The sequence below is a fragment of the Roseateles flavus genome (genome assembly GCF_039872765.1).
In the GTDB taxonomy this organism is placed as follows: Bacteria; Pseudomonadota; Gammaproteobacteria; order Burkholderiales; family Burkholderiaceae_C; genus Roseateles_B; species Roseateles_B flavus.
This window is the reverse complement of sequence record NZ_JBDPZC010000001.1, coordinates 1,242,155-1,262,895: the sequence shown is the minus strand read 5'-3', so window position 1 is coordinate 1,262,895 and position 20,741 is coordinate 1,242,155. Positions and strand designations below refer to the sequence as shown.

Here is a 20,741-nt window from a genome sequence, read left to right as displayed (position 1 = left end):
TCACTCGACGGCGTAGCGCCGCATCAGGGCCTGCTGGGCGCTGAGGCCTTCGCCCTCGATGCGGCGGTAGTGGCCGTCGGGCAGCTGCTCCCAGGCATCGAGGCTGTCATGCAGATAGGGCTGCAAGGTCTCGTCGATAAGGCGCTGGCGCAGCTTGGGGTCCAGCACCGGCCAGGCCACCTCGATGCGGCGGAACATATTGCGGCTCATCCAGTCGGCGCTGGAGAGGTACAGGGCTTCGTCCTCCTCACCCTCGCCCCAGCGGAAGTAGCTGACGCGCGAATGCTCCAGGAAGCGGCCCACCACGGAGCGCACGCGGATGCGGTCCGAGATGCCCGGCAGCTGCGGGGGCAGCATGCAGGCGCCGCGCACGATGAGGTCGATCTCCGCCCCGGCCTGGCCGCAGCGCAGCAGGGCGTGGATCAGCTCGGCGTCGGTCAGCGCATTGACCTTGAGCACCACGCGCGCCACCCTCCCCTCGCGGGCCGACTGCTCCACCCGCGCCAGGCACTCGACCATGCGCTCGTGCATGTGGAAGGGCGCCAGCAGCAGGCGCTTCGCGGGCCTGGCCTTGCCCAGCGAGGCCAGCTGGCGGAAGACGTTGTCGATGTCGGCGGTGAGGTCCGGATCCGCCGTGAGGCAGCCGATGTCGGTGTAGAGCCGCGCCGTCTTGGGGTTGTAGTTGCCGGTGGAGAGGTGGGCGTAGCGGCGCAGCACGTGCTTGCCGCCGGGCTTGCCCTCGCGCCGCGTCACCAGCAGCATCTTGGCGTGGGTCTTCAGGCCGACGATGCCGTAGACCACCTGCGCGCCGACGGCCTCCAGGCGCTCGGCCCAGTTGATGTTGGCCTCCTCGTCGAAGCGGGCCTTGAGCTCCACCACCGCCATCACTTCCTTGCCGCGGCGCGCGGCCTCGATCAGCAGGTCCATCAGCACGGACTGGCTGCCGGTGCGGTAGATGGTCTGCTTGATGGCCAGCACGTCCGGGTCCTCGACGGCCTCGCGCAGGAACTGCACGACGGGTTCGAAGCTCTCGAAGGGATGGTGCAGCAGCACATCGCCCTTGCGCAGCCGCTCGAAGCAGCGCTTCTGGCGCGGCAGGCTGGCCTGGGGCCACAGCGGCTCATGAGGCACGAAGCGCAGCTCCGGCGCATCGGTCAGGTCGATCAGCTCGTTGAGCCGCACCAGGTTCACCGGGCCGTTGACGCGGTACAGGGCCGCGTGCGGCAGCTGGAACTGCTCCAGCAGGAAGCGCGAGAGCTCCTCGGGGCAGGAGTTGACCACCTCCAGGCGCACGGCCCGGCCGAAATGGCGCGTGGTCAGGCCGGAACGCAGGGCGTGGCGCAGATTGGCCACCTCTTCCTCGTCCACCTCCAGGTCCGAATCGCGGGTCACGCGGAACTGGGAGAAGGACTCCACCTGCCGCCCCGGGAACAGCTCCTCCAGGTGGGCCCGGATCACACTGGTCAGCAGCACGAAGACCTGCCGCCCGCCGCTGATCTGCGCCGGCAGCTTGATCACCCGCGGCAGCACGCGCGGCACCTTGACGATGGCGATGCGGTTGTCGCGCCCGAAGGCATCCTTGCCCGAGAGCCTCACCACGAAGTGCAGAGACTTGTTGGCCACCTGCGGGAAGGGATGGGCGGGGTCCAGGCCCACGGGCACCAGCAGGGGCTTGACCTCGCGCTCGAAGAAGCGGGAGACCCAGTGGCGCTGCGCCTCGTCTCGATCGGCGTGGTTGTGGATCACGATGCCCTGCTCCAGGAGCCTGGGCATGATCTGCTCGTTGAACACGTCGTACTGGCGGTCGATCAGCGCGTGGGCCTCGCCGGCCACGCGCTCGATGTCGCGGTTGCTCACCACGCTGCCCGGCTCGCGGGCGGCATCCAGCATGTCGGCGAAGCGCACCTCGAAGAACTCGTCCAGGTTGGACGACACGATGCACACATACCGCAGCCGCTCCAGCAGCGGCACGTCCTCGCGCTGAGCCTGGGCCAGCACGCGGGCATTGAATTCCAGGATGGCTTGTTCGCGATTGAGCAGGGCGGGAGGCATCAGGGTCATGTCCTCACTTTATGAAGGCATCGTGACAGGCGCATGACGCTGTTCGGCACATGCGGCCGCTGCCGATTCTGCCGTGCGCGCAGCGGACGCAGGGCCGCCGCCCTGGCCGACGTTCTGGCTGAAGCTCGTCCAGTCCAGGATCTCCAGGCGGCCGTCGGCATGCTCGACGAGGGCGGTAAGGCTCTCGACCCAGTCGCCGTCGTTGGCATAGAGCACGCCGTCGATGGTGCGCAGCTCCGCATGGTGGATGTGACCGCAGACCACGCCCTGCACGCCGCGGCGCCGCGCTTCGCGCGCCACGGCCTCCTCGAACTGCGAGACATAGCTCACCGCCCGCTTGACCTTGAGCTTCAGGTAGCGGGACAGGCTCCAGTAGGGCAGGCCCATCCGCGCCCGCAGGCTGTTGAGGTGGCGGTTCAGGCGCAGGGTGAACTCGTAGAGCGAATCCCCCACGTGCGCCAGCCACTTCGCGCACTGGATGACGCCGTCGAAGAGGTCGCCGTGGGTGATCCAGAGCTTGCGGCCGTCCGCGGTCTCGTGGATCCAGTCCTCGGCCACCTCGATGCCGCCGAAACTGTGCTGCACGTACCTGCGGGCGAACTCGTCGTGGTTGCCGGGAATGAAGATCACGCGGCAGCCCTTGCGCGCCTTGCGCAGCAGCTTCTGCACCACGTCGTTGTGGGCCTGGGGCCAGTACCAGCTGCGCCGCAGCTGCCAGCCGTCGATGATGTCGCCCACCAGGAAGAGCTGCTCGCACTCCACGGTGCGCAGGAAGTCCAGCAGGTGGCGGGCCTGACAGCCGGGCGTGCCCAGGTGCAGGTCCGAGATCCAGACCGTGCGCACCCGCAGCCGCGGCAGGCCCTCGCCGGCCTCGGCAGGCTCCTCACCGCCGGCGCCGGGGACGCCACGAAGGCCGGGGACCAGGGTGGCGGCGCGTGCCAGGAGGGTGTCGTGCTGCATGCCGCGCAGCTTGCCGCCGTGCGATGTCCGCCTGATGTCCGGACCATGGCCGGGCGATGACAGGCCGCACCGGATAATCCGCCCCATGCATCTCGTGATTCCCTATGCCAGCGCCATGGACCCGCAGGCCCGAGCCGTCCTGGCCGACCTGCAGCTGCCGGCCCTGGACCGCGCCCTGGCCGACCTGGGCGCCGGCCCCCGCTTCGGCGGCGACGAATACAGCCCCGCCCTGCCCCAGGAGCGCCTGCTCGCCGCGCTGGCCGGCCTGCCTGAGGAGAGCCCGCCGCCCCTGGCCGCCTGGGCCCTGGGCGCGTCGGCCGGTTCGCAGGTCTGGGCCCGCCTCACGCCCCTGCACTGCGATGTGGGCAGTGACCAGGTCACGGCCCTGGACCCGGAGGCCCTGGGCCTGGACGCCGCCAGCTCGCAGGCCTTGCTCTTCGAGGCCCTGGCGCCGCTCTTTCCCGAGGAGGAGGGCTGGGCGCTCATGCACCAGGCCGCGGGCCAGTGGTTCATCTCCCACGAGCGCCTGCAAGGCCTGGAGACCGCCAGCCTGGACCGCGTCATCCATCGCAATGTCGACGCCTGGCTGCCCGAGCCGCGCCAGCTGCTGCGCCTGCAGATGGAGGCGCAGATGACCCTGCATGGCCATCCCCTGAACACCGCCCGCGAACAGGCGGGCCTGCGCCCCATCAACAGCGTGTGGATCTGGGGCTGCGGCAGCGCGGCGGACCATGCGCTGCCCGCGGACATCGAGCTCGACGAGCAGCTGCGCACCCCCTGGATCGCCGGCGACTGGACGGCCTGGGCCGAGGCGTGGCGCCTGCTGGACGCCCGGCGCATCGCCCCGCTGCTGCCCGCCCTCGCCGCCGGCACCGCCACGCTGAGCCTGGCCGGCGAGCGGCAAGCCCTGACCCTACGCCCGCAGCCGCGCTCCTGGACGCAGCGCCTGTGGCAGCAGCTGCGCCCGACCCACGGGCAGGCCGCCCGCCTCCTGGAGAGCCTGTGAATCCTTCCCTCAGCCCCACCCTGCTGACCCGCGACGCCCCGCCGCGTGCCGCCTGGGCGCTGGAGCAGGCCGGCGTCTCCCCGCTGCTGGCCCGGCTCTTCGCCGCCCGCGGCGTGCGCAGCGCCGACGAGCTCGACGCCGGCCTGGACAAGCTGCTGCCGCCCGAGGGCCTCAAGGGCATCGCCGCGGCGGCCGCCCTGCTGGCCGATGCCATCCAGCAAGGCGAGCGCATCTGCCTGGTCGCCGACTACGACTGCGACGGCGCCACCGCCTGCGCCGTTGCCTTGCGCGGCCTGGGCCTGCTGGGGGCAAGACCTGACACCCTGCACTATGTCGTCCCCGACCGCGCCATCCACGGCTACGGCCTGACGCCGGCCATCGTGGACCTCGCCCTGCCGCTGCAGCCGCAGCTGCTGATGACCGTGGACAACGGCATCGCCAGCCTGGCCGGCGTGGCGCACGCCAAGTCCCTGGGGCTGAAGGTGCTGGTGACCGACCACCATCTGCCCGCCCTGGTGGACGAGGTGGTGCAGTTGCCCGCGGCCGATGCCCTGGTCAACCCCAGCCAGCCAGGCTGCGCCTTCGAGAGCAAGAACCTGGCCGGCGTGGGCGTGGCCTTCTATGTGCTGCTGGCGGTGCGGGGCGAGCTGCGCCGCCGCGGCGCCTTCGAGGGCCGCGAGCAGCCGCGCCTGGACGGCCTGCTGGACCTCGTGGCGCTGGGCACTGTGGCCGACGTGGTGCGGCTGGACGCCAACAACCGCCGCCTGGTCGCGCAGGGGCTGCGCCGCATGCGCGCGGGCCGCATGCAGCCGGGCGTGGCCGCCCTCTTCACCGCCGCGGGCCGCGACGCCGCCCGCGCCAACACCTTCGACCTGGGCTTCGCCCTGGGCCCGCGCATCAATGCGGCGGGGCGGCTGTCCGACATGACCGTGGGCATCGAGTGCCTGCTCTGCGAAGACCCGGCCCGCGCGCTGGAGCTGGCCCGCCTGCTGGACACCATCAACCGCGAGCGCCGCGAGATCGAAGCCGGCATGCGCGAGCAGGCCGAGGCCCAGCTGGCCCGCCTGCAGACCCGCCTGGAGCAGCAGACACCGCCTGCGCTGGTGATCTTCGACGAGGACTTCCACGAAGGCGTGGTGGGCATCGTGGCCTCGCGCATCAAGGACGCCGCCCACCGCCCCACCTTCGTGCTGGCCCGCGGGGTCGATGGGCAGCTGAAGGGCTCGGGGCGTTCCATCACTGGCTTCCATCTGCGGGACGCGCTGGACCTGGTCTCCAAGCGCCACCCCGAGCTGCTGAAGAAGTTCGGCGGCCACGCCATGGCGGCCGGCTGCACCCTGGCCGAGGGCGGGGTGGAGACCTTCCGCCAGGCCTTCACCCAGGTCGCCGCCGAATGGCTGGACGAGGCCTCGCTGCAGCGCACGCTGCGCACCGACGGCCCCCTGCCCGCCGAGGCCTTCAACGCCCAGACCGTGCAGGAGCTGGAGTCCCAGGTCTGGGGCCAGGCCTTCGAGGCCCCGCTGTTCTGCGACGAGGTCCAGATCGTGGCCCAGCGCATCGTAGGAGAGCGCCACCTCAAGCTGCGGGTGCGCCAGGGCGGCCTGCTGCGCGACGCCATCTGGTTCGGCCACACCGACCCGGTCCCCGAGCAGGCCCGCATGGCCTACCGCCTGAGCCTGGACGAATACCAGGGGCAGCAGCGGGTGCAGATGGTGGTGGAGGCCATCGTCTGAGCGCCTGAGCACGCGCAGCCCGCTCGTGTGAAGAGCGCCACGGCTGTCCTGCATTTCTGCTTGCTGGGGGACTGCGGCGAAGCGCATGCTTGCAGGCTGCGCCCGGTCCGGCCGGAGGCTTTCTCCGCGGGGCGCAGCCCTGACGCCACAAGCCACAAGAAAAGGAGACACCGCCATGCTGCGACAACTGTCCATCAAAGCCCGACTGGGCCTGGCCTTCAGCCTGATGGTGCTGCTGATGCTGGTGCTGGGCGGGGGCGGCTGGCTGGCCACCCGCGCGATGTTCGGCGCCTTCGAGACCTTCAATACCTCGGTCGTGGCCTCGCTGCGCAGCGTGGACGACCTGCGCTCGGGCATGCTCACGGCACGCCGCTACGAGAAGGACATGATCTTCGCCGCCATCGGCGTGGCCGACTTCAAGCGGGCGCAGGAGCGCTGGGAGGAGGCCATGAAGTCCGCGGACAAGGGCCTCAAGGACCTGGAGCTGCGGGTCAAGGACCCCAAGGTGCGTGAAGGCCTGACCCTCATCCGCAACAACTTCGACGCCTACCGCAGCGGCATGCAGCCGGTCATGGCCCAGCTCGCCAAGGGCGGCATGGAGGGGGACCTCAAGGCCGCCTGGGACGCCCCGCGCGAGGCCAAGAAGTCCATCGACCTCGCCGAGCAGGGCCTGGAGCAGGCGCTGACCACGGTGGACCGCTTCGTCGAGATGGCCCATGACAAGATCGCCGGCGTCTACGCCACCATCACCACCGTGATCGTGGTGGCCCTGCTGGCGGGCATGGGCCTGGCGGCCTTCATCGGCTGGCGCATCGCCCATTCGCTGCTGCTGCCCATCCAGCAGGGCATGGCCTTCGCCTCGGCGGTGGAGAACGGCAACCTCGACGAGCACCTGCACATCGAGGGCAAGGACGAGCTGACCGCGTTGTCCACCAGCCTGGTCCACATGCAGGAGGGCCTGCGCGGCATCGTGCTGAAGGTGCGCGAGGGTTCGGAGTCCATCCAGGTGGCGGCGTCCGAGGTGGCCACGGGCAACCAGGATCTGTCGGCCCGCACCGAGCAGGCCGCAGCCAGCCTGGAGGAGACCGCCTCTTCCATGGAGCAGCTGACCGAGACCGTGCGTCACAACGCCGACTCCGCCCGCCAGGCCAACCAGCTGGCCAGCAGCGCCTCCAGCGTGGCCCAGCGCGGGGGCGATGTGGTGCAGCAGGTCGTGCACACCATGGGCGAGATCAGCACCAGCTCGCGCAAGATCGGCGACATCATCGGCGTGATCGACGGCATCGCCTTCCAGACCAACATCCTGGCCCTGAACGCCGCAGTGGAAGCCGCGCGGGCCGGCGAGCAGGGCCGCGGCTTCGCGGTGGTGGCCGGCGAGGTGCGTTCGCTGGCCCAGCGCAGCGCCGAGGCCGCGAAGGAGATCAAGAGCCTGATCACCGGCTCCATGGACCGCATCGAGGCCGGCGCCAGCCTGGTCCAGGAGGCCGGCAGCACCATGCAGGAGATCGTCAGCTCCGTGCAGCGCGTCACCGACATCATGGGCGAGATCAGCGCCTCCACGCTGGAGCAGAGCACCAGCATCGGTGAGGTCGGCCAGGCCATCACCAACCTGGACCAGATGACGCAGCAGAATGCCGCCCTGGTCGAGCAGGGCGCTGCCGCGGCCAGCAGCCTGCGCGACCAGGCCGTCGGCTTGACGGCCGCCATCAGCAGCTTCCGCGTGAGCGCGCGGCGCGCCTGATCGCGGCAAACGTGGCGCCTGCTGTGCGACCCGCAGGGGCTTTGCTGCAGCGCAGCGGGCCTCCAGGGTGGGCCCTCTAAAATGGGCGTGTGAACACCATCAATGCCCTCAGCAACGCCGACCTCCACTGCCACTCCAAGGTGTCCGACGGCACGCTGGAGCCCGAGGCCCTGGCCGCGCGCGCGCAGGCCAACGGCGTCGAGCTGTGGGCCCTGACCGACCATGACGAGGTCGGCGGCCAGGCCCGCGCCATCGAGGCCGCGGGCCGCCTGGGCCTGCACTACCTGACCGGCTGCGAGATCTCCGTGACCTTCGCCGGCCGCGTGGTGCACATCGTCGGCCTGGGTTTCGACCACGAGGACGAGGCGCTGGTGCAGGGCCTGCGCGAGACCCGCGGCGGCCGCGGCGAGCGCGCCCGCGACATGGCCGAGGGCCTGGCGCAGGTGGGCATCAAGGGCGCGTATGAGGGCGCGCTGAAGTACGTGGGCAACCCCGAGCTGATCTCCCGCACCCACTTCGCCCGCTTCCTCGTGGATGCCGGCCATTGCCAGGACGTGCCCGAGGTCTTCCGCCGCTTCCTCACCGAAGGCAAGCCCGGTTTCGTGCCCCACCGCTGGGCCCGCCTGAGCGATGCCGTGCGCTGGGTCACCCAGGCCGGCGGCGAGGCCGTGATCGCCCATCCCGGGCGCTACGACTTCACGCCCACCGAGGAATACGCGCTGATCACCGAGTTCATGGCCCACGGCGGCCGTGGCATCGAGGTGGTGACGGGCAGCCACACCGCGGCCGAGGCGGCCAAGTACACCGAGACCGCCCTGGAATTCGACCTGCTGGCCTCGCGCGGCTCGGACTTCCACAGCCCGGACGAAAGCCACACCGACCTCGGCAAGCTGGCCGCCCTCTCGGGCCGCCTGAAGCCGGTCTGGGAAGCGCTGCAGCCGCGCATCATCGCCCCCTCCCACTGAGCCTTTGCGACCCCGGCCATCCTAGGGTTTGCCTGGGCTAGGCACTTCGACAACACGTGTTGACAATCAATTCGTCAACAACTGTTGTCGAATCATGAGCACCATCTCAGACGCCGAATCCCAGATCATGCAGGCCCTCTGGGGCCAGCATCCGCTCAGTGCCGAGGACATCCTCGCCGCCCTGCCCGCCGAGGGCGGCTGGCAGCTGGGCACCGTCAAGACCCTGCTGAACCGACTGCTCAACAAGGGCGCCGTGAAGGCTGAGCGCGAGGGCCGGCGCTATCTCTACGAGCCGCTGATCGACCGGGCGCAGTGGGAAGGCTCGGAATCGATGGGCCTGCTGGACCGCGTCTTCGGCGGCCGGCTGTCGCCGCTCGTCGCGCACTTCTCGGCCCAGCGCAGGCTCAGCGCCGAGGATGCCCAAGCCCTGCGCCAGCTGCTCAAGGAGCATGACGATGAGCACTGAAGGACTCGGCGCTGCCGGGCTGCCCGCGTGGCTGGAGGCCGGGCTGCTGGGGCTCTGGCAGGCCCATCTCGGCTTGAGCCTGGGCCTCCTCGCGGTGGCCCTGCTGAGGCGTCCCCTGCGGCGCCTGGCCGGCCCGCAGGAGGCCTATGCGCTGTGGCTGCTGCCGCTGCTGTGCGTGGCCGGCACCGCGCTGCCCGACGCTGGCCTGACGCAGCTCACGCTCGCGCCAGTGGTCTGGCACGCCACCATGGCCACGTTCGACGCCCGGGCCCAGGCGGCCCTGCCCGGTCTGTCGTGGCCCCTGGTGTGGGCCGTGGGCGCGCTGCTGGTGGCGGGCGGGCACTGGCATCGGCACCGGCGCTTCCTGCGTGCCCTGCCCATGGACCTGCAGGACTGCCTGCGTACGCCGCGGGGCAGCTCGCCAGGCCTGGTGGGCGTGTGGAAGCCGCGCCTGCTGCTGCCCTTGGACTTCGAGGAGCGCTTCACACCACAGGAGCGGGCCTGGGTGCTGGCCCATGAGGCCCAGCACGCCCGCCGCCATGACAACGCCGTGCGCCTGCTCGCCGCCCTGCTGCAGGCCCTGGCCTGGTTCAACCCGCTGCTGTGGTGGGCCCTGCCGGCCCTGCGTCACGACCAGGAGCTGGCCTGCGACGCCGCCCTGCTGCGCCGCCAACCCGGGCAATGGCGCGCCTATGCGCAGGCGCTGCTGAAGACGGATCCCCGATTTGCAGTCCCCGCAGTACCGATCACTGCCTCGGCCTGGCAGCCCACCCATCCCTTGAAGGAGAGGATCGAAATGCTGAAGACAAGTTCCCATCTTCCCAGCTGGCGCCGCCACCTGGCGCGCCTGGGCCTGAGTGCCGTCGCGCTGCTGGCCGCGGGCGCCGTCCAGGCCCTGAGGTCAGCGGACACGCCCTCGACCGCTGGCACCCAGGGCAAGCCCCTGACGGCCGGCTCCGTGTGCCATGTCATGCCCAAGCCCAATGTGCCGGAGGTGGACCTGCGCGGCCGCTTTGAGCTGGTCGCCATCTACGAGGTCAGCCCCAAGGGTGAGCCCTTCAACATCAGGATCGCCGGCGAGCCGGCTCTCAGGGCGGCCGTTCAGGAGTCCATCCAGGGCTATGCCTGCAAGCCCACCACGAGAGGCATGGAGGTGATGCAGGAGTTCGTCTTCGTCATCGACTGACACCTGCGCAGCATCCTTGCCACACACCCCGGGCCATGACAGGCACACCATGCCTGTCATGGCCCAACTCTTTGAAGTCCATCCCGACAACCCGCAGCCCCGCTTTCTGCGCCAGGCCGTGCAGATCCTGCATGCCGGCGGCGTGGTCGCCATCCCCACCGACTCCAGCTATGCCCTGGTCTGCCACCTCGACGACAAGGCCGCCGCGGACGCCCTGCGCCGCGTGCGCGGGGTCGACGAGAAGCACCACCTGACCCTGCTGTGCCGCGACCTCAGCGAGCTGGCCACCTACGCCCGGGTGGACAACAAGCAGTACCGCCTGCTGAAGAACGCCACGCCGGGGCCCTTCACCTTCATCCTCGAGGCGACCAAGGAGGTGCCGCGCCGGGTCTCGCACCCGTCACGCCGCACCATTGGCCTGCGCGTGCCGGACCATCGCGTCACGCTGGACCTGCTGGAGCTGCTGGGCCAGCCCCTGCTGGCCACCACCCTGATCCCGCCCGGCGAGGAGCAGCCCCTCAACGATGCGCACGAGATCAGCGAGCGCTTCGACCGCCAGCTGCAGGCCATCATCGATGCCGGCGCCTGCCCCATGCAGCCCACCACCGTGATCGACCTCAGCGGCGAGGAACCCGTGCTCATCCGCCAGGGCAGGGGTAACCCGGAGAGCCTCGGTTTGCAGCTCGATTGAGGCCCGGACACGCCGCATATTTGCCAGCCGACCGCGAAATGCGCATCAAATTGTGCGCATTTGACCTCCCCCAAGGAGCGAGTGCTGCCGACACAATCGGAAACAGGCACGGCTCGATGCGGCACCGGTCCCGCCAGCATCCCGCGCCCGTCCTGGAGGCCTGAATCTGTGCCTTTCGGGACTCCAACCGCGAGGACAAGAACATGAGCTTTCTGACAAGCCTGCGCATCAGCCAGCGCCTCTCCCTCAGCTACGGGCTGCTGATCGTGCTGCTGGTGGTCATCGGTGCCTACGGTGCCAGCAGCGCCAACCGCCTGGCCAAGGATCTGGACCGCACGGCCAACCAGAGCCTGGTCAAGATCGCGGCGGCCAATACGCTGGAAGGCAATGTCAACGTCATTGCCCGCGCCTCGCGCGACCTGCTGCTGCTGGACGAGGCTCGCCAGATCAAGAAGCAGAAGGCCGCCATCGATGGCGCCCTGCAGGAGATCGACAAGCAGCTGGGCGCGCTGCAGCAGCAGATCGACACCCCCAGGGAGACCGAGGTTCTCAGCAGCGTCAAGGAACGCCAGGCCAAGTTCTTCGCCTCGGTGGCCAAGTTCCTCAAGGTCCAGGCCGACGGCAGCCCCGACGAGGCCCGCGAGAGCCTGATCACTGACGTCCGCCCCGCCCAGCAGGCCTACCAGGACGGGCTCAAGCAGCTGGTGGACCTGCAGTTCGAGACGGCCAAGGACCTCGCCATCGCCGACGGCGAGGTGGCGCGCAATTCCGTCATCGTCACCGTGGTGCTGGTGATCGCCGCGGTGGTGCTGGGCGCCGGGGGCGGCCTGCTAATCACCCGCAGCATCATCGTGCCGGTGCACGAGGCCCGCAGCGCCGCCGAGGCCATCAGCCAGGGCGACCTGACGCACGACATCCGCACCATGGGCAGCGACGAGCTCGGCCAGATGCTGGACGCCATGCAGGAGATGCAGCGCGCCCTGCGCGGCGTGGTCAGCAGCGTGAGCACCGCCGCTCGCGAGGTGGCGCAGAACTCCGGGGACATCGCCGGAGGCAACAACAACCTTTCGGAGCGCACCGCCCGATCGGCGTCCAATCTGCAGACCACGGCCGCCTCGGTGGAGGAGATCGCCGCCAACCTCAGCGGCGCCAGCGAGCTGACCCGCAAGGCTGCCAACATCGCCGGCAAGGCCCGCCAATCGGCCTCGGCCGGTGGCAATGCCGTGGCCCAGGTCGTCGAGACCATGCAGGAGATCAGCGCCAGCTCCAAGAAGATCGGCGACATCATCGGCGTCATCGACGGCATCGCCTTCCAGACCAACATCCTGGCCCTGAACGCGGCCGTGGAGGCGGCCCGTGCCGGCGAGCACGGCAAAGGCTTCGCGGTGGTGGCCTCGGAAGTCCGCGCCCTCGCCTCGCGTGCGGCCGCGGCGGCCAAGGAAATCAAGGTCCTGATCCAGGAATCCTCCGTGCGCGTCGAGCAGGGCACGGGCCACGTCAACAATGCCGGCGCCACCATCCGCAGTGTGGTCGACGAGGTCAACAACATGGGCCAGCTGATCGAAGAGATCTCGCACTCGGCTCAGGAGCAGGCCAGCGGCGTGGGCGTGGTCAACCAGGCCATGAACGAGCTGGACCGCAGCACCCAGCAAAACGCCAGCCTGGTGAGCGAGCTGACCCGCTCCACCGAGGCCCTGACCGACAGCTCTTCGCGCCTGCTGCAGGCCGTAGACTTCTTCCGTACCGGCACATGAACCACCACCATCCAGGGAACACCATGCAGATGAAGCGCAAGGCCATGAACCCCATGTTCGACAAGACAGGCATCTCCCGCTGGCTGCTGGCCTTTGTGGGCGCCGCCCTGCTGAGCGTTGCCGCGCACGCCAGCCCCAAGATCGTCAAGAAGGTGCCGCCGGAGTTCCCGCGCGAGGCCACGCAGAAGGGCGTGAATGGCGGCAGCGTCAAGGCCAAGATCCTGATCGATGCCGATGGCAAGGTGACCGGCGTCGAGATCCTGGAGGCCGAGCCCAAGCGCATCTTCGACCGTGCGGTGACCAATGCGCTGATGGAATGGCGCTTCGAGGGCACGGGCGAGAAGCAGACCCACGAAGTCAAGCTCGTCTTCAAGAACGAGGACTGAGTCAGGACACAAGACATGCCCTGCGGCATGTCTTGTGCCTGACGAAGGCTTGAGGGCTTGCAAGCCCTCAAGCTCCAGAGGCACCCGGCCTGCATCAGGGCTTGGCGCATGCAAGCGCCAAGCCTCCAGAGCCCCCTGTCTGACGAAGGCTTGAGGGCTTGCAAGCCCTCAAGCTCCAGAGGCACCCAGCCTGCATCAGGGCTTGGCGCACGCTGGCGCCAGGCCGCCTCACCCCGCAAACCCGCCGCTCGGCGGGTTTTTTCATGCCCGAGCCAGGCTCGGGTAAGTCCCTAGCAGTCGGCCCTTGCCTCATTCGATTACACGCGTAAACAATATCGACGTTTACAACCGTAATCAGACCATGAACATCAGCGACGCCGAAGCCCAGATCATGGAAGTGCTGTGGGGCCATGCCCCGCAAAGCACCGAGGACATTGCCGCCGCCCTGCAGGACCGCCAGGACTGGCAGCTGGCCACCATCAAGACCCTGCTCAACCGCCTGCTCAACAAGGGCGCCATCAGTGCCGAGAAGGACGGCAGGCGCTACCTCTACAGCCCGGTGCTGCAGCGCGAGCACTGGCTCAAGCGCCAGAGCATGGGCCTGCTGGACCGCCTCTTCGGCGGCAGCCTGGCGCCCCTGGTGGCGCAGTTCTCGTCCGAGCGCAAGCTCAGCGAGGCCGACATCCAGGCCCTCAAGCAGCTGATCCGGGAGCATGAAAATGACTGAGGCCCCCTGGATCCAGCTGCTGGCAACACAGACCCTGCTGTTCAGCGCCGCCGTGCTGCTGCTGGCCCTGCTGCGCCCGCTGCTTCGGCGCCTGCTGGACGCCGGCGCCATCTACCTGGCCTGGCTGCTGGTGCCCCTGATGATGCTGAGCCCGGCGCTGCCACGCCTGCTGCAGGGTCAGGTCTTGCCTTCGCCGGTGCAGCCGCTGGAGCGCGCCGTGCCCGCCTGGCTCCGGACGCCTTCGGCGGCCGCTGCGCAGACGCCTGCATCCAGTGCCCCGGCGGCGCGGCCCCAGCCGGACGCGGCCCCGGGCCGGCCGGCGCCCCAGGCACTCGCGCTCGCCGGCTGGGGCCTGGGCGCCCTGGCCCTGCTCGCCCTGCTGGCGCAGCGCCAGCGCCGTTTCAATGACCGCCTGCTGCGCCAGGCCGATGCCTGGCGCGCCCCGGCTGGCGAGAGCCCCGCGCTGATGGGCCTCTGGCATGGCCGCCTCGTCCTGCCTCAGGACTTCGAGACGCGCTTCAGCGCCCGCGAGCAGGCCTTGATCCTGGCGCACGAGGCCGTCCATGCACGCCGCCATGACAACGCCTGGAACCTGCTGGCCGCCGGCCTGCTGGTCCTGCAATGGTTCAACCCACTGGCCTGGTGGGCCCTGCGTGCCATGCGCCTGGACCAGGAAGTGGCCTGCGACGCCGCCGTACTCAATCAAGCACATCCCCACAACCCAGGAGAGGAGCCCCTTGTGAAGACCTATGTCAACGCCTTGCTGAAGTCCCATCCCCAGCGCGCCCTGCCCGTACTGAGCACCGGCTGGGCCCACCGTCATCCCCTGCTGGAGCGGGTGAAGGGCCTGCGCCTGCACCGCCGCCCGGCATGGCAGCGCGTGCTGGGCCGCGGCGGCGCCATCGGGCTGTGCCTGGGCCTGACCGTGCTGGCCCGGGCCGCGCAGCCGGTCTCAGGCTCGGAGGCCTTCGAGCGGATGATGCAGCACCTGGAGAAGGAGTCGGCCACCCTGGGCGCCCGTCCCATCGGCCTGGTCGTGCAGCTGGACAGCCAGCAAGGGCAGGAAGGCTGGAAGCACAAGGACATGGTCTTTGCCTTTGCCCATCCCCTGCAAGACACCTATTCGCAGATGCAGCTGGTAGCGCCCATGAAGGACTGGTGCCTGGGCATGCACCTCTACCGCATGCCAGGCGGCGAGTTCCGCCCCCGGACCGAGATCCTGGACAAGGACTGCAGGAAGACGCTCACGGAGCTGCAGCCCGTGATCCTGGGCAAGGGTCAGACCAGCCTCATGGCCCGCCTGCCGCAGGGCGCGCAGGAGGTCGTGCAGGCCCAGGTCAGCCTGCGCCTCGAGGACCCCCGCTCGGAGGCCTTCCAGGCCCTGTACCGTCAGCAGCTCGAGGAGATGTCGCCTCAGCAGCGCGCCCGCATGACGGAGTACCTCGACGAACACAGCCGCCACCATTCGGCACTGCAGGCCCAGGACAAGGCCTGGCGCCTGTCCCGCGGGGAGCAGCCTTGAGTCCACTGCCGAACGGGCTGGACGCCGCGGCCGTCCTGCAGGGCCTGGCGCGCTGCACCGCCTTTCTGAGCCTCGCGCTGCTGCTGCTCACGTTGCTGCGCCCCCTGCTGATGCGGGCGGCGGGTCCCCGGGCGGTGCATGCCGCCTGGATCGCCCTGCCCCTGGGCCTGCTGGGGCTTCTGCTGCCCACCCCGGCGGCCCTGCCGCCCCTGCCCCTGCTGCGCCTGGCCCCCCCGGACGCCCTGCTGCCCTGGGGCGCGGCGCCCGCGGCCGCCGCGCAGGGCGGGGCCTGGCCGGCACTGCTGGTGCTGGGCTGGCTGGCGGGCGTCTCGGCCCTGGTGCTGCTGCAAGGGCGGGCCCACGCCCGCGTGCTGAAGCAGCTGGACCGCCGCCAGCAGCCCTGGCGCAGCCAGGCCGGCTGCAGCCCGGCCCTGATCGGCCTGTGGCGGCCGCGTCTGGTCCTGCCGGCTGATTTCGAGCAGCGCTTCACGCCCGCCGAGCAGGCCCTGGTGCTGGCCCACGAGGCGGCCCATGCAAGCCGCGGCGACAACGCCTGGACCTTGCTGGCCCGGCTGCTGGCCTGCCTGCATTGGTTCAACCCGCTGGCCTGGTGGGCGCTGCGGCGCTTCGCGCAGGACCAGGAGCTGGCCTGCGACGCCCTCGTGCTGCAGCAGGCCCGCGCCCAGGACCTGGCGCATTACGCCCACGCCCTGCTCAAGGCCGGGCAGGCCCCCGATGCCGACGCGGCCTGGCCCGCGCTGGCCGCTTCCTGGCAAGACTGCCATCCACTCAAGAGGAGAATCCTGATGCTCAAGACCCACCCCCTGCACGCGGCCCACCGCTGGCGTGCCCGCGTCGGCGCGGGCCTGTGTGCCGTGCTGCTGGCAGGCCTCGGCTATGGCGTCCAGGCCCAGGGCAGTCAGCCCGCCACACAGCCCATCGACCTGCACCTCAGCATCCATGAGGGCGAGACCCTGCTGGGCCGCCCCCGCCTGGTGGTGCAGGACGGCCAGGCCGCGGCCGTCGAGATCCGCAGCGAGGACGGCGCGCAGGCCGGCCGGCCCCTGCGCCTGGGCATCACGACCCAGGCCGTGCCAGGCAACCGTTATCACGTGGTGCTGAAGCTGGAGCAGGGCCAGCCCCTGACCCTGGTGGCCCAGCCCCGCCTGGAGTTCAAGGCCGGCGAGCCCATCCGCGTGGACGTCAACGAGGCGGGCCGCGCCCTGCGCATCGACCTCCTGGCCCAGCCCCTGGATCCGGCGCGGGACCCGACCCGGGACACAGCCCCAAAGACGGCCGTCCTGTAGGCCCCATTGCAAAAAGTCCGCGGCCGGACCCGTGAAAAGGGCCCGGCCTTTCTTGATCCAGGCCAAGAATTCACCGTCCGTCTTGAGATGCCTCAAGCCGCGGGCACACCACCCCACCTAGAGTAGGGGCTCATCCAATGCAGGGAGAGAGCCCGTGGCCATCGAGTTGTTCCGCAAGGACGATCACGTCTGTCTGATGTTCGCGAAGCTGAGCGAGGAGGAAGGCGAGGCCGTCCAGTCCAACCAGTTCCTGATCGTCAACAAGGGGACGGGCTGCATCATCGACCCGGGTGGCAACCTCGCCTACAACGAGCTGTACCTGGGCATGTCCCAGCACTTCCCGCCGCACAAGCTCGCCGCCATCCTGGCCTCGCATGCGGACCCGGACATCATCGCCTCCCTGGACCGCTGGATGACGGCGACCAACGCCACCGTCTACATCTCGCGCATCTGGGAGCGCTTCGCCCCGCACTTCTGCAAGCCCGGCAAGACCGTGGGCCGCATCGCGGGCATCCCCGACCCGGGCCAGCGCCTGCGTCTGGGCGAGGGCGGCGCAGCCTTCGACCTCATCGCCCTGCCCGCGCACTTCCTGCATTCCGAGGGCAATTTCCAGTTCTACGACCCGGTGAGCCGCATCCTCTTCTCGGGCGACCTGGGCGCGTCCATCGGCGCCGACCTGAACCCCGAGAAGACCGTCACCGACCTGGGCCCCCATCTCAAGCGCATGGAAGGCTTCCACCGCCGCTACATGGTCAGCAACAAGGTGATGCGCCTGTGGGCCGGCATGGTGCGCCAGCTGGACATCAAGATGATCGTGCCCCAGCACGGCGCGCCCATGGCGGGCCCGGCGGTGAAGGACTTCATCGACTGGGCCGAGAACCTGCAGTGCGGCATCGACCTCATGGGCTCGGCGCAGTACCAGATCCCCGAGTAAGCGCCCACGCCCTCCAATGACAAAGGCCCCGCCGGCGACCTGCCGGACGGGGCCTTTGCCTTGCGGGATCGAGGGTCAGACCGCGGCGGTGACCACGATCTCCACCTTCCATTCCGGCTTGGCCAACTTGGCCTCGACGGTGGCACGCGGCGGCGTGTGGCCCGCCGGCACCCAGGCGTCCCAGGCGGCGTTCATGCCGGCGAACTCGGCGACGTCGGCGATGTAGATCTGGGCGCGCAGGATCTTCGTCTTGTCGCTGCCGGCGCGGGCCAGCAGGGCGTCGATCTGGGCCAGCACGTCGGCGGTCTGGCCGGTGATGTCCAGGCTGGCGTCCGAGGCCACCTGGCCGGCCAGGTAGACCACGCCGTTGTGCACGGCCATCTCGGACATGCGCTGCCCGACATCAAAGCGTTGGATCGTCATCAGTTGCCCTTCTTCTTGGCTTGGTTCTTCGTGTGATGGTGCGAATGGCCGCGAGCCTGGTAGCCCTCGCCATGCGGATGCTTCTTGCTGCTGCCCTGAGGCGGCGTGGCACTGCCGGACTTCTGGCCGAGCTTGCTTTCGGTGCCGTTCAGCAGCTTCCTGATGTTGGCCTCATGGCGCCACACCAGCAGCAGGCCCATCAGCGCGACGTACAGCACCGTGGGCGAGGCCCCCCAGATCAGCATCTGGTAGAAGGGCGCGAACACCGCCGCCACGATGGCGGCCAGCGAAGAATAGCGGCTGAAGTACGCAATGATCAGCCAGGTCAGCAGGGTGGCGCCGCCCAGCAGCGGGTTGATCGCCAGCAGCACGCCGGCCGCCGTGGCCACGCCCTTGCCGCCCTCGAACCTGAAGAACACCGGCCACAGATGGCCCAGGAAGGCGGCCAGGCCCACGAAGGCGGCGCTGTCCTCGCCCAGGCCGAAGCGCTCGCCGTAGAGCAGCACCAGCAGCACCGGCACATAGCCCTTGAGCGCGTCGAAGAGCAGGGTCAGCAGGGCGGCCTTCTTGTTGCCCGAGCGCAGCACATTGGTCGCGCCCGGGTTGCCGGAGCCATAGCTGCGTGGATCGGACAGGCCCATCACGCGGCTGACAATCACCGCGAAGGAGAGCGAGCCCAGCAGATAGCCGGCCACGCCGGCCAGCAAAGGGTAGAGGAGGTCTTGCATGGGCCGCTATTCTGCACTGGCGCACTGCACCGGCCGGGCCTGCAGCAGCTCGGTGATCACCCGGGGCTCGATGCCCACCAGGTAGCCGCGCCGGCCGCCGTTGATGCAGATGCGCGCCAGCTCGAGGATGCTGGCCTCCACGAAGACCGGCATCTCCTTGCGCGTGCCGAAGGGCGAAGTGCCGCCGACCATGTAGCCGCTGTGGCGCTGCGCGACGTCGGGCTTGCAGGGCTCGACCTTCTTGCAGGGAATCTGCCGCGCCAGCTCCTTGAGGCTCACCGTGCGGTCGCCATGCATCAGCACGATCAGGGGCTGGGCCTTCTCGTCCTGCATCACCAGGGTCTTGACCACCTCATGCTCGGGCACACCCAGCTGGCGGGAAGACTCGCCCGTGCCGCCATGCTCGACGTAGTCGTAGACATGCTCGGTGAAGGCAATGCCGTGCCGGCGCAGCACTTGGGTGGCCGGGGTTTCGCTGACATGGGCGGACTTCTTGGACATGCAGGCGGAGCAAAGGGAAATGCAGGCAGCGCAGTGTGCCTCAGCCCGCCGAACCCACCCTGACGAATTTCATTGGCACATCAATTTATTGCTGTCATACAATAATTCTCAGACTTCGAAATTGATGATGGCCGCCTCGCACCGCCCTTCCCCGCCTTCGCCCTTCGCCCTCAAGGGCCTGGCACGGGCCGTGCAGATCCTCGCGCTGCTGGGCGCTTTCGGCCTGGCCCAGTACGCCGTGCAGCTGGCCTGGGCCCCGGAGCTGATGATCCAGTACGTCCTGCACGAGGTGGTGCCCGAGCTGCCCTACCGCACGCCGGACGGGCCGACGTTGGCCGTGCTGTGGCTGTCTCTGAGCCTGCCCCTGGTGTCGGGCCTGCTGCTGCTATGGCATGTGTGGCGGCTGTTCGGTCACTACGCCGCGGGGCGCGTGTTCGACCTGGCCTCGGTGCGCCATCTGCAGTGGCTGGGCTGGGGCCTGCTGGCGCTGGCAGCGGCCCGGCCGCTGAGTCACACCCTGGCCGTGCTGACGCTGAGCTGGCACAACCCGCCAGGGCAGCGCCAGCTGCTGGTGGGCATCAGCTCGGACCACTACACGCTGCTGATGCTGGGCCTGGTGCTGGTGGCCATGGCGCGCATCATGCGCGAGTCCGTGCGGGTGGCGCAGGAGAACGCGGAGTTCGTCTGATGCCCATCGTCGTCACCCTGGACCTCATGCTGGCCCGCCGCAAGATGCGCTCCAAGGAGCTCGCGGAGCGGGTAGGCATCACAGAGGCCAATCTTTCGCTGCTGAAGTCCGGCAAGGTCAAGGGCGTGCGCTTCGACACCCTGGCCCGCATCTGCCGCGAGCTGCAATGCCAGCCCGGCGAGCTGCTGGCCTACGAGCCCGGTCCCGAGGCCGATGGCGCCGACGAACCCGAGGCGCAGGACTGAGCGCCCTGCCTGATTTCCTGCCTCCGATGGACCACGCCCCCCTCCCCGCCACGCCCAGAAGATGGCAGCTGACTCTGCTGGTCATCGTCCTGCACCTGCTCCTGCTCGCCGGTCTGCGCGCGGGCCTGCGCCACCCAGCGGCCCCGCAGGCGCACGAGGCCCAACGCATCACCGTGACGCTGCTGCAGGAGCGCCGCCCTCGCACGCCGGCCGCCCTCCAGCCCCTCGCAGCGCCGGCCCGGCGAGCGGCCGCTCCAGCACTGGCCAGGCCCAGGCCAGACGCCGCGCCGGCCACGGGCATCCAGCCCGAGGCGCCCGCGCCCCGTGCCGCTGAGGTGCCCCAGAGCCTGGCATTGCCTGCCACGCCCGCCGCATCGGCCAGCCCGGAACGCCTGATCGACAGCGCCGCCACCCGCTCGGCCCTGCGCCAGGCCGCCCGCGAGCCGCTCAACGGCGAGAAGCACCTGATGGCGCAGGAGCAGGAGACGGGCGTCAGCGTCAGCGACAAGCTGGGCCGCAAGATGCAGCAGGCCGGCCATGGCGACTGCGCCAAGGGCCAGTACGCCGGCGGCGGCATGGGTCTGCTCAGCGCGCCCTTCTACCTGCTGGCCGAGGCCACGGGCAAATGCGCCAAGGGCAACCCGCCGCCCGCCGGGCCGCCGCCCCCCGAGCCCAGCGGTCGCAACGGCGCCCATGCGTCCATGCGGGAGCGCTGAA

21 protein-coding genes are annotated in these 20,741 nt (G+C 69.8%); 16 read left to right on the top strand and 5 right to left on the bottom strand.

What is annotated here, in order from left to right:
• Both ppk1 and ABDJ40_RS05710 read right to left on the bottom strand, forming a co-directional pair.
• A complete protein-coding gene (ppk1, locus tag ABDJ40_RS05715; protein ID WP_347607210.1) occupies positions 1–2,061 on the bottom strand; it encodes a polyphosphate kinase 1 in 2,061 nt (686 codons plus the stop codon).
• A gap of 9 nt (positions 2,062–2,070) precedes the next feature.
• The gene (locus tag ABDJ40_RS05710) at positions 2,071–3,021 is read right to left on the bottom strand and encodes a UDP-2,3-diacylglucosamine diphosphatase (RefSeq protein ID WP_347607207.1); all 951 of its coding nucleotides are present in this window, start codon (positions 3,019–3,021) and stop codon (positions 2,071–2,073) included.
• 85 nt (positions 3,022–3,106) lie between these two features.
• On the opposite strand from ABDJ40_RS05710, the gene ABDJ40_RS05705 reads away from it, so the two are divergent.
• The 13 genes from ABDJ40_RS05705 to ABDJ40_RS05645 all read left to right on the top strand — a co-directional run bounded on the left by ABDJ40_RS05705 (position 3,107) and on the right by ABDJ40_RS05645 (position 17,439).
• Complete coding sequence (locus tag ABDJ40_RS05705) at positions 3,107–4,027, top strand: hypothetical protein (protein ID WP_347607204.1); 921 nt, start codon at positions 3,107–3,109, stop codon at positions 4,025–4,027.
• The gene (recJ, locus tag ABDJ40_RS05700) at positions 4,024–5,760 is read left to right on the top strand and encodes a single-stranded-DNA-specific exonuclease RecJ (RefSeq protein ID WP_347607201.1); all 1,737 of its coding nucleotides are present in this window, start codon (positions 4,024–4,026) and stop codon (positions 5,758–5,760) included. Before ABDJ40_RS05705 ends, recJ begins: the two co-directional genes overlap by 4 nt.
• Before the next feature lie 175 nt (positions 5,761–5,935).
• Positions 5,936–7,501, top strand: coding sequence for a methyl-accepting chemotaxis protein (locus ABDJ40_RS05695; RefSeq protein WP_347607198.1), 1,566 nt, complete (start codon positions 5,936–5,938; stop codon positions 7,499–7,501).
• A gap of 98 nt (positions 7,502–7,599) precedes the next feature.
• Complete coding sequence (locus tag ABDJ40_RS05690; protein ID WP_347607410.1) at positions 7,600–8,466, top strand: 3',5'-nucleoside bisphosphate phosphatase; 867 nt, start codon at positions 7,600–7,602, stop codon at positions 8,464–8,466.
• A 94-nt stretch (positions 8,467–8,560) separates the two neighbouring features.
• Positions 8,561–8,932 carry a BlaI/MecI/CopY family transcriptional regulator gene (locus ABDJ40_RS05685; RefSeq protein WP_347607195.1) on the top strand — a complete coding sequence of 124 codons (372 nt, stop codon included), beginning with the start codon at positions 8,561–8,563 and terminating at the stop codon, positions 8,930–8,932.
• Positions 8,922–10,118 carry a M56 family metallopeptidase gene (locus tag ABDJ40_RS05680; protein ID WP_347607192.1) on the top strand — a complete coding sequence of 399 codons (1,197 nt, stop codon included), beginning with the start codon at positions 8,922–8,924 and terminating at the stop codon, positions 10,116–10,118. Before ABDJ40_RS05685 ends, ABDJ40_RS05680 begins: the two co-directional genes overlap by 11 nt.
• Before the next feature lie 58 nt (positions 10,119–10,176).
• Positions 10,177–10,809, top strand: a complete 633-nt coding sequence (locus tag ABDJ40_RS05675; RefSeq protein WP_347607189.1) for an L-threonylcarbamoyladenylate synthase — start codon at positions 10,177–10,179, stop codon at positions 10,807–10,809.
• A 203-nt stretch (positions 10,810–11,012) separates the two neighbouring features.
• The gene (locus tag ABDJ40_RS05670; protein ID WP_347607185.1) at positions 11,013–12,563 is read left to right on the top strand and encodes a methyl-accepting chemotaxis protein; all 1,551 of its coding nucleotides are present in this window, start codon (positions 11,013–11,015) and stop codon (positions 12,561–12,563) included.
• A gap of 23 nt (positions 12,564–12,586) precedes the next feature.
• Entirely contained in the window at positions 12,587–12,949 is a 363-nt protein-coding gene (locus tag ABDJ40_RS05665) for a TonB family protein (RefSeq protein ID WP_347607182.1), read from the top strand.
• 361 nt (positions 12,950–13,310) lie between these two features.
• Positions 13,311–13,676: a BlaI/MecI/CopY family transcriptional regulator gene (locus ABDJ40_RS05660; RefSeq protein ID WP_269631440.1), complete on the top strand. Its 366-nt coding sequence runs from the start codon at positions 13,311–13,313 to the stop codon at positions 13,674–13,676.
• Positions 13,669–15,198 carry a M56 family metallopeptidase gene (locus ABDJ40_RS05655; protein WP_347607178.1) on the top strand — a complete coding sequence of 510 codons (1,530 nt, stop codon included), beginning with the start codon at positions 13,669–13,671 and terminating at the stop codon, positions 15,196–15,198. The genes ABDJ40_RS05660 and ABDJ40_RS05655 overlap by 8 nt, the downstream gene beginning before the upstream one ends.
• The gene (locus ABDJ40_RS05650; protein ID WP_347607175.1) at positions 15,195–16,505 is read left to right on the top strand and encodes a M56 family metallopeptidase; all 1,311 of its coding nucleotides are present in this window, start codon (positions 15,195–15,197) and stop codon (positions 16,503–16,505) included. The genes ABDJ40_RS05655 and ABDJ40_RS05650 overlap by 4 nt, the downstream gene beginning before the upstream one ends.
• Positions 16,506–16,659: 154 nt before the next feature.
• The gene (locus tag ABDJ40_RS05645; RefSeq protein ID WP_269631443.1) at positions 16,660–17,439 is read left to right on the top strand and encodes an oxygen-binding di-iron domain-containing protein; all 780 of its coding nucleotides are present in this window, start codon (positions 16,660–16,662) and stop codon (positions 17,437–17,439) included.
• Between the two features lie 75 nt (positions 17,440–17,514).
• On the opposite strand, the gene ABDJ40_RS05640 is transcribed toward ABDJ40_RS05645, so the two are convergent.
• The 3 genes from ABDJ40_RS05640 to ybaK are packed head-to-tail and all read right to left on the bottom strand — an operon-like array spanning position 17,515 to position 19,091.
• A complete protein-coding gene (locus ABDJ40_RS05640) occupies positions 17,515–17,862 on the bottom strand; it encodes a RidA family protein (protein ID WP_269631444.1) in 348 nt (115 codons plus the stop codon).
• Entirely contained in the window at positions 17,862–18,590 is a 729-nt protein-coding gene (gene plsY, locus ABDJ40_RS05635; protein WP_269631445.1) for a glycerol-3-phosphate 1-O-acyltransferase PlsY, read from the bottom strand. The genes ABDJ40_RS05640 and plsY overlap by 1 nt, the downstream gene beginning before the upstream one ends.
• 6 nt (positions 18,591–18,596) lie before the next feature.
• On the bottom strand, positions 18,597–19,091 hold the full coding sequence (gene ybaK, locus ABDJ40_RS05630; protein WP_269631446.1) for a Cys-tRNA(Pro) deacylase: 495 nt from the start codon (positions 19,089–19,091) through the stop codon (positions 18,597–18,599).
• Between the two features lie 127 nt (positions 19,092–19,218).
• Here ybaK and ABDJ40_RS05625 point away from each other — a divergent pair, with 127 nt between their 5' ends.
• From ABDJ40_RS05625 to ABDJ40_RS05615, 3 genes are read left to right on the top strand one after another with little or no spacing between them, the layout of a single operon-like run.
• A complete protein-coding gene (locus tag ABDJ40_RS05625) occupies positions 19,219–19,779 on the top strand; it encodes a DUF2975 domain-containing protein (RefSeq protein ID WP_347607168.1) in 561 nt (186 codons plus the stop codon).
• Complete coding sequence (locus ABDJ40_RS05620; protein ID WP_347607165.1) at positions 19,779–20,024, top strand: helix-turn-helix domain-containing protein; 246 nt, start codon at positions 19,779–19,781, stop codon at positions 20,022–20,024. Before ABDJ40_RS05625 ends, ABDJ40_RS05620 begins: the two co-directional genes overlap by 1 nt.
• A 26-nt stretch (positions 20,025–20,050) precedes the next feature.
• Positions 20,051–20,740, top strand: a complete 690-nt coding sequence (locus ABDJ40_RS05615) for a hypothetical protein (RefSeq protein ID WP_347607161.1) — start codon at positions 20,051–20,053, stop codon at positions 20,738–20,740.
• The last annotated feature ends 1 nt before the right edge of the window (position 20,741 follow it).

Bases quoted from the DNA above. Each gene is read 5' to 3' on its own strand.
- ppk1 (WP_347607210.1), bottom strand. From the start codon at position 2,061: ATGACCCTGATGCCTCCCGCCCTGCTCAATCGCGAACAAGCCATCCTG.
- ABDJ40_RS05710 (WP_347607207.1), bottom strand. From the start codon at position 3,021: ATGCAGCACGACACCCTCCTGGCACGCGCCGCCACCCTGGTCCCCGGC.
- ABDJ40_RS05705 (WP_347607204.1), top strand. From the start codon at position 3,107: ATGCATCTCGTGATTCCCTATGCCAGCGCCATGGACCCGCAGGCCCGA.
- ABDJ40_RS05695 (WP_347607198.1), top strand. From the start codon at position 5,936: ATGCTGCGACAACTGTCCATCAAAGCCCGACTGGGCCTGGCCTTCAGC.
- ABDJ40_RS05685 (WP_347607195.1), top strand. From the start codon at position 8,561: ATGAGCACCATCTCAGACGCCGAATCCCAGATCATGCAGGCCCTCTGG.
- ABDJ40_RS05680 (WP_347607192.1), top strand. From the start codon at position 8,922: ATGAGCACTGAAGGACTCGGCGCTGCCGGGCTGCCCGCGTGGCTGGAG.
- ABDJ40_RS05675 (WP_347607189.1), top strand. From the start codon at position 10,177: ATGGCCCAACTCTTTGAAGTCCATCCCGACAACCCGCAGCCCCGCTTT.
- ABDJ40_RS05670 (WP_347607185.1), top strand. From the start codon at position 11,013: ATGAGCTTTCTGACAAGCCTGCGCATCAGCCAGCGCCTCTCCCTCAGC.
- ABDJ40_RS05665 (WP_347607182.1), top strand. From the start codon at position 12,587: ATGCAGATGAAGCGCAAGGCCATGAACCCCATGTTCGACAAGACAGGC.
- ABDJ40_RS05660 (WP_269631440.1), top strand. From the start codon at position 13,311: ATGAACATCAGCGACGCCGAAGCCCAGATCATGGAAGTGCTGTGGGGC.
- ABDJ40_RS05655 (WP_347607178.1), top strand. From the start codon at position 13,669: ATGACTGAGGCCCCCTGGATCCAGCTGCTGGCAACACAGACCCTGCTG.
- ABDJ40_RS05640 (WP_269631444.1), bottom strand. From the start codon at position 17,862: ATGACGATCCAACGCTTTGATGTCGGGCAGCGCATGTCCGAGATGGCC.
- plsY (WP_269631445.1), bottom strand. From the start codon at position 18,590: ATGCAAGACCTCCTCTACCCTTTGCTGGCCGGCGTGGCCGGCTATCTG.
- ybaK (WP_269631446.1), bottom strand. From the start codon at position 19,091: ATGTCCAAGAAGTCCGCCCATGTCAGCGAAACCCCGGCCACCCAAGTG.
- ABDJ40_RS05625 (WP_347607168.1), top strand. From the start codon at position 19,219: ATGGCCGCCTCGCACCGCCCTTCCCCGCCTTCGCCCTTCGCCCTCAAG.
- ABDJ40_RS05620 (WP_347607165.1), top strand. From the start codon at position 19,779: ATGCCCATCGTCGTCACCCTGGACCTCATGCTGGCCCGCCGCAAGATG.
- ABDJ40_RS05615 (WP_347607161.1), top strand. From the start codon at position 20,051: ATGGACCACGCCCCCCTCCCCGCCACGCCCAGAAGATGGCAGCTGACT.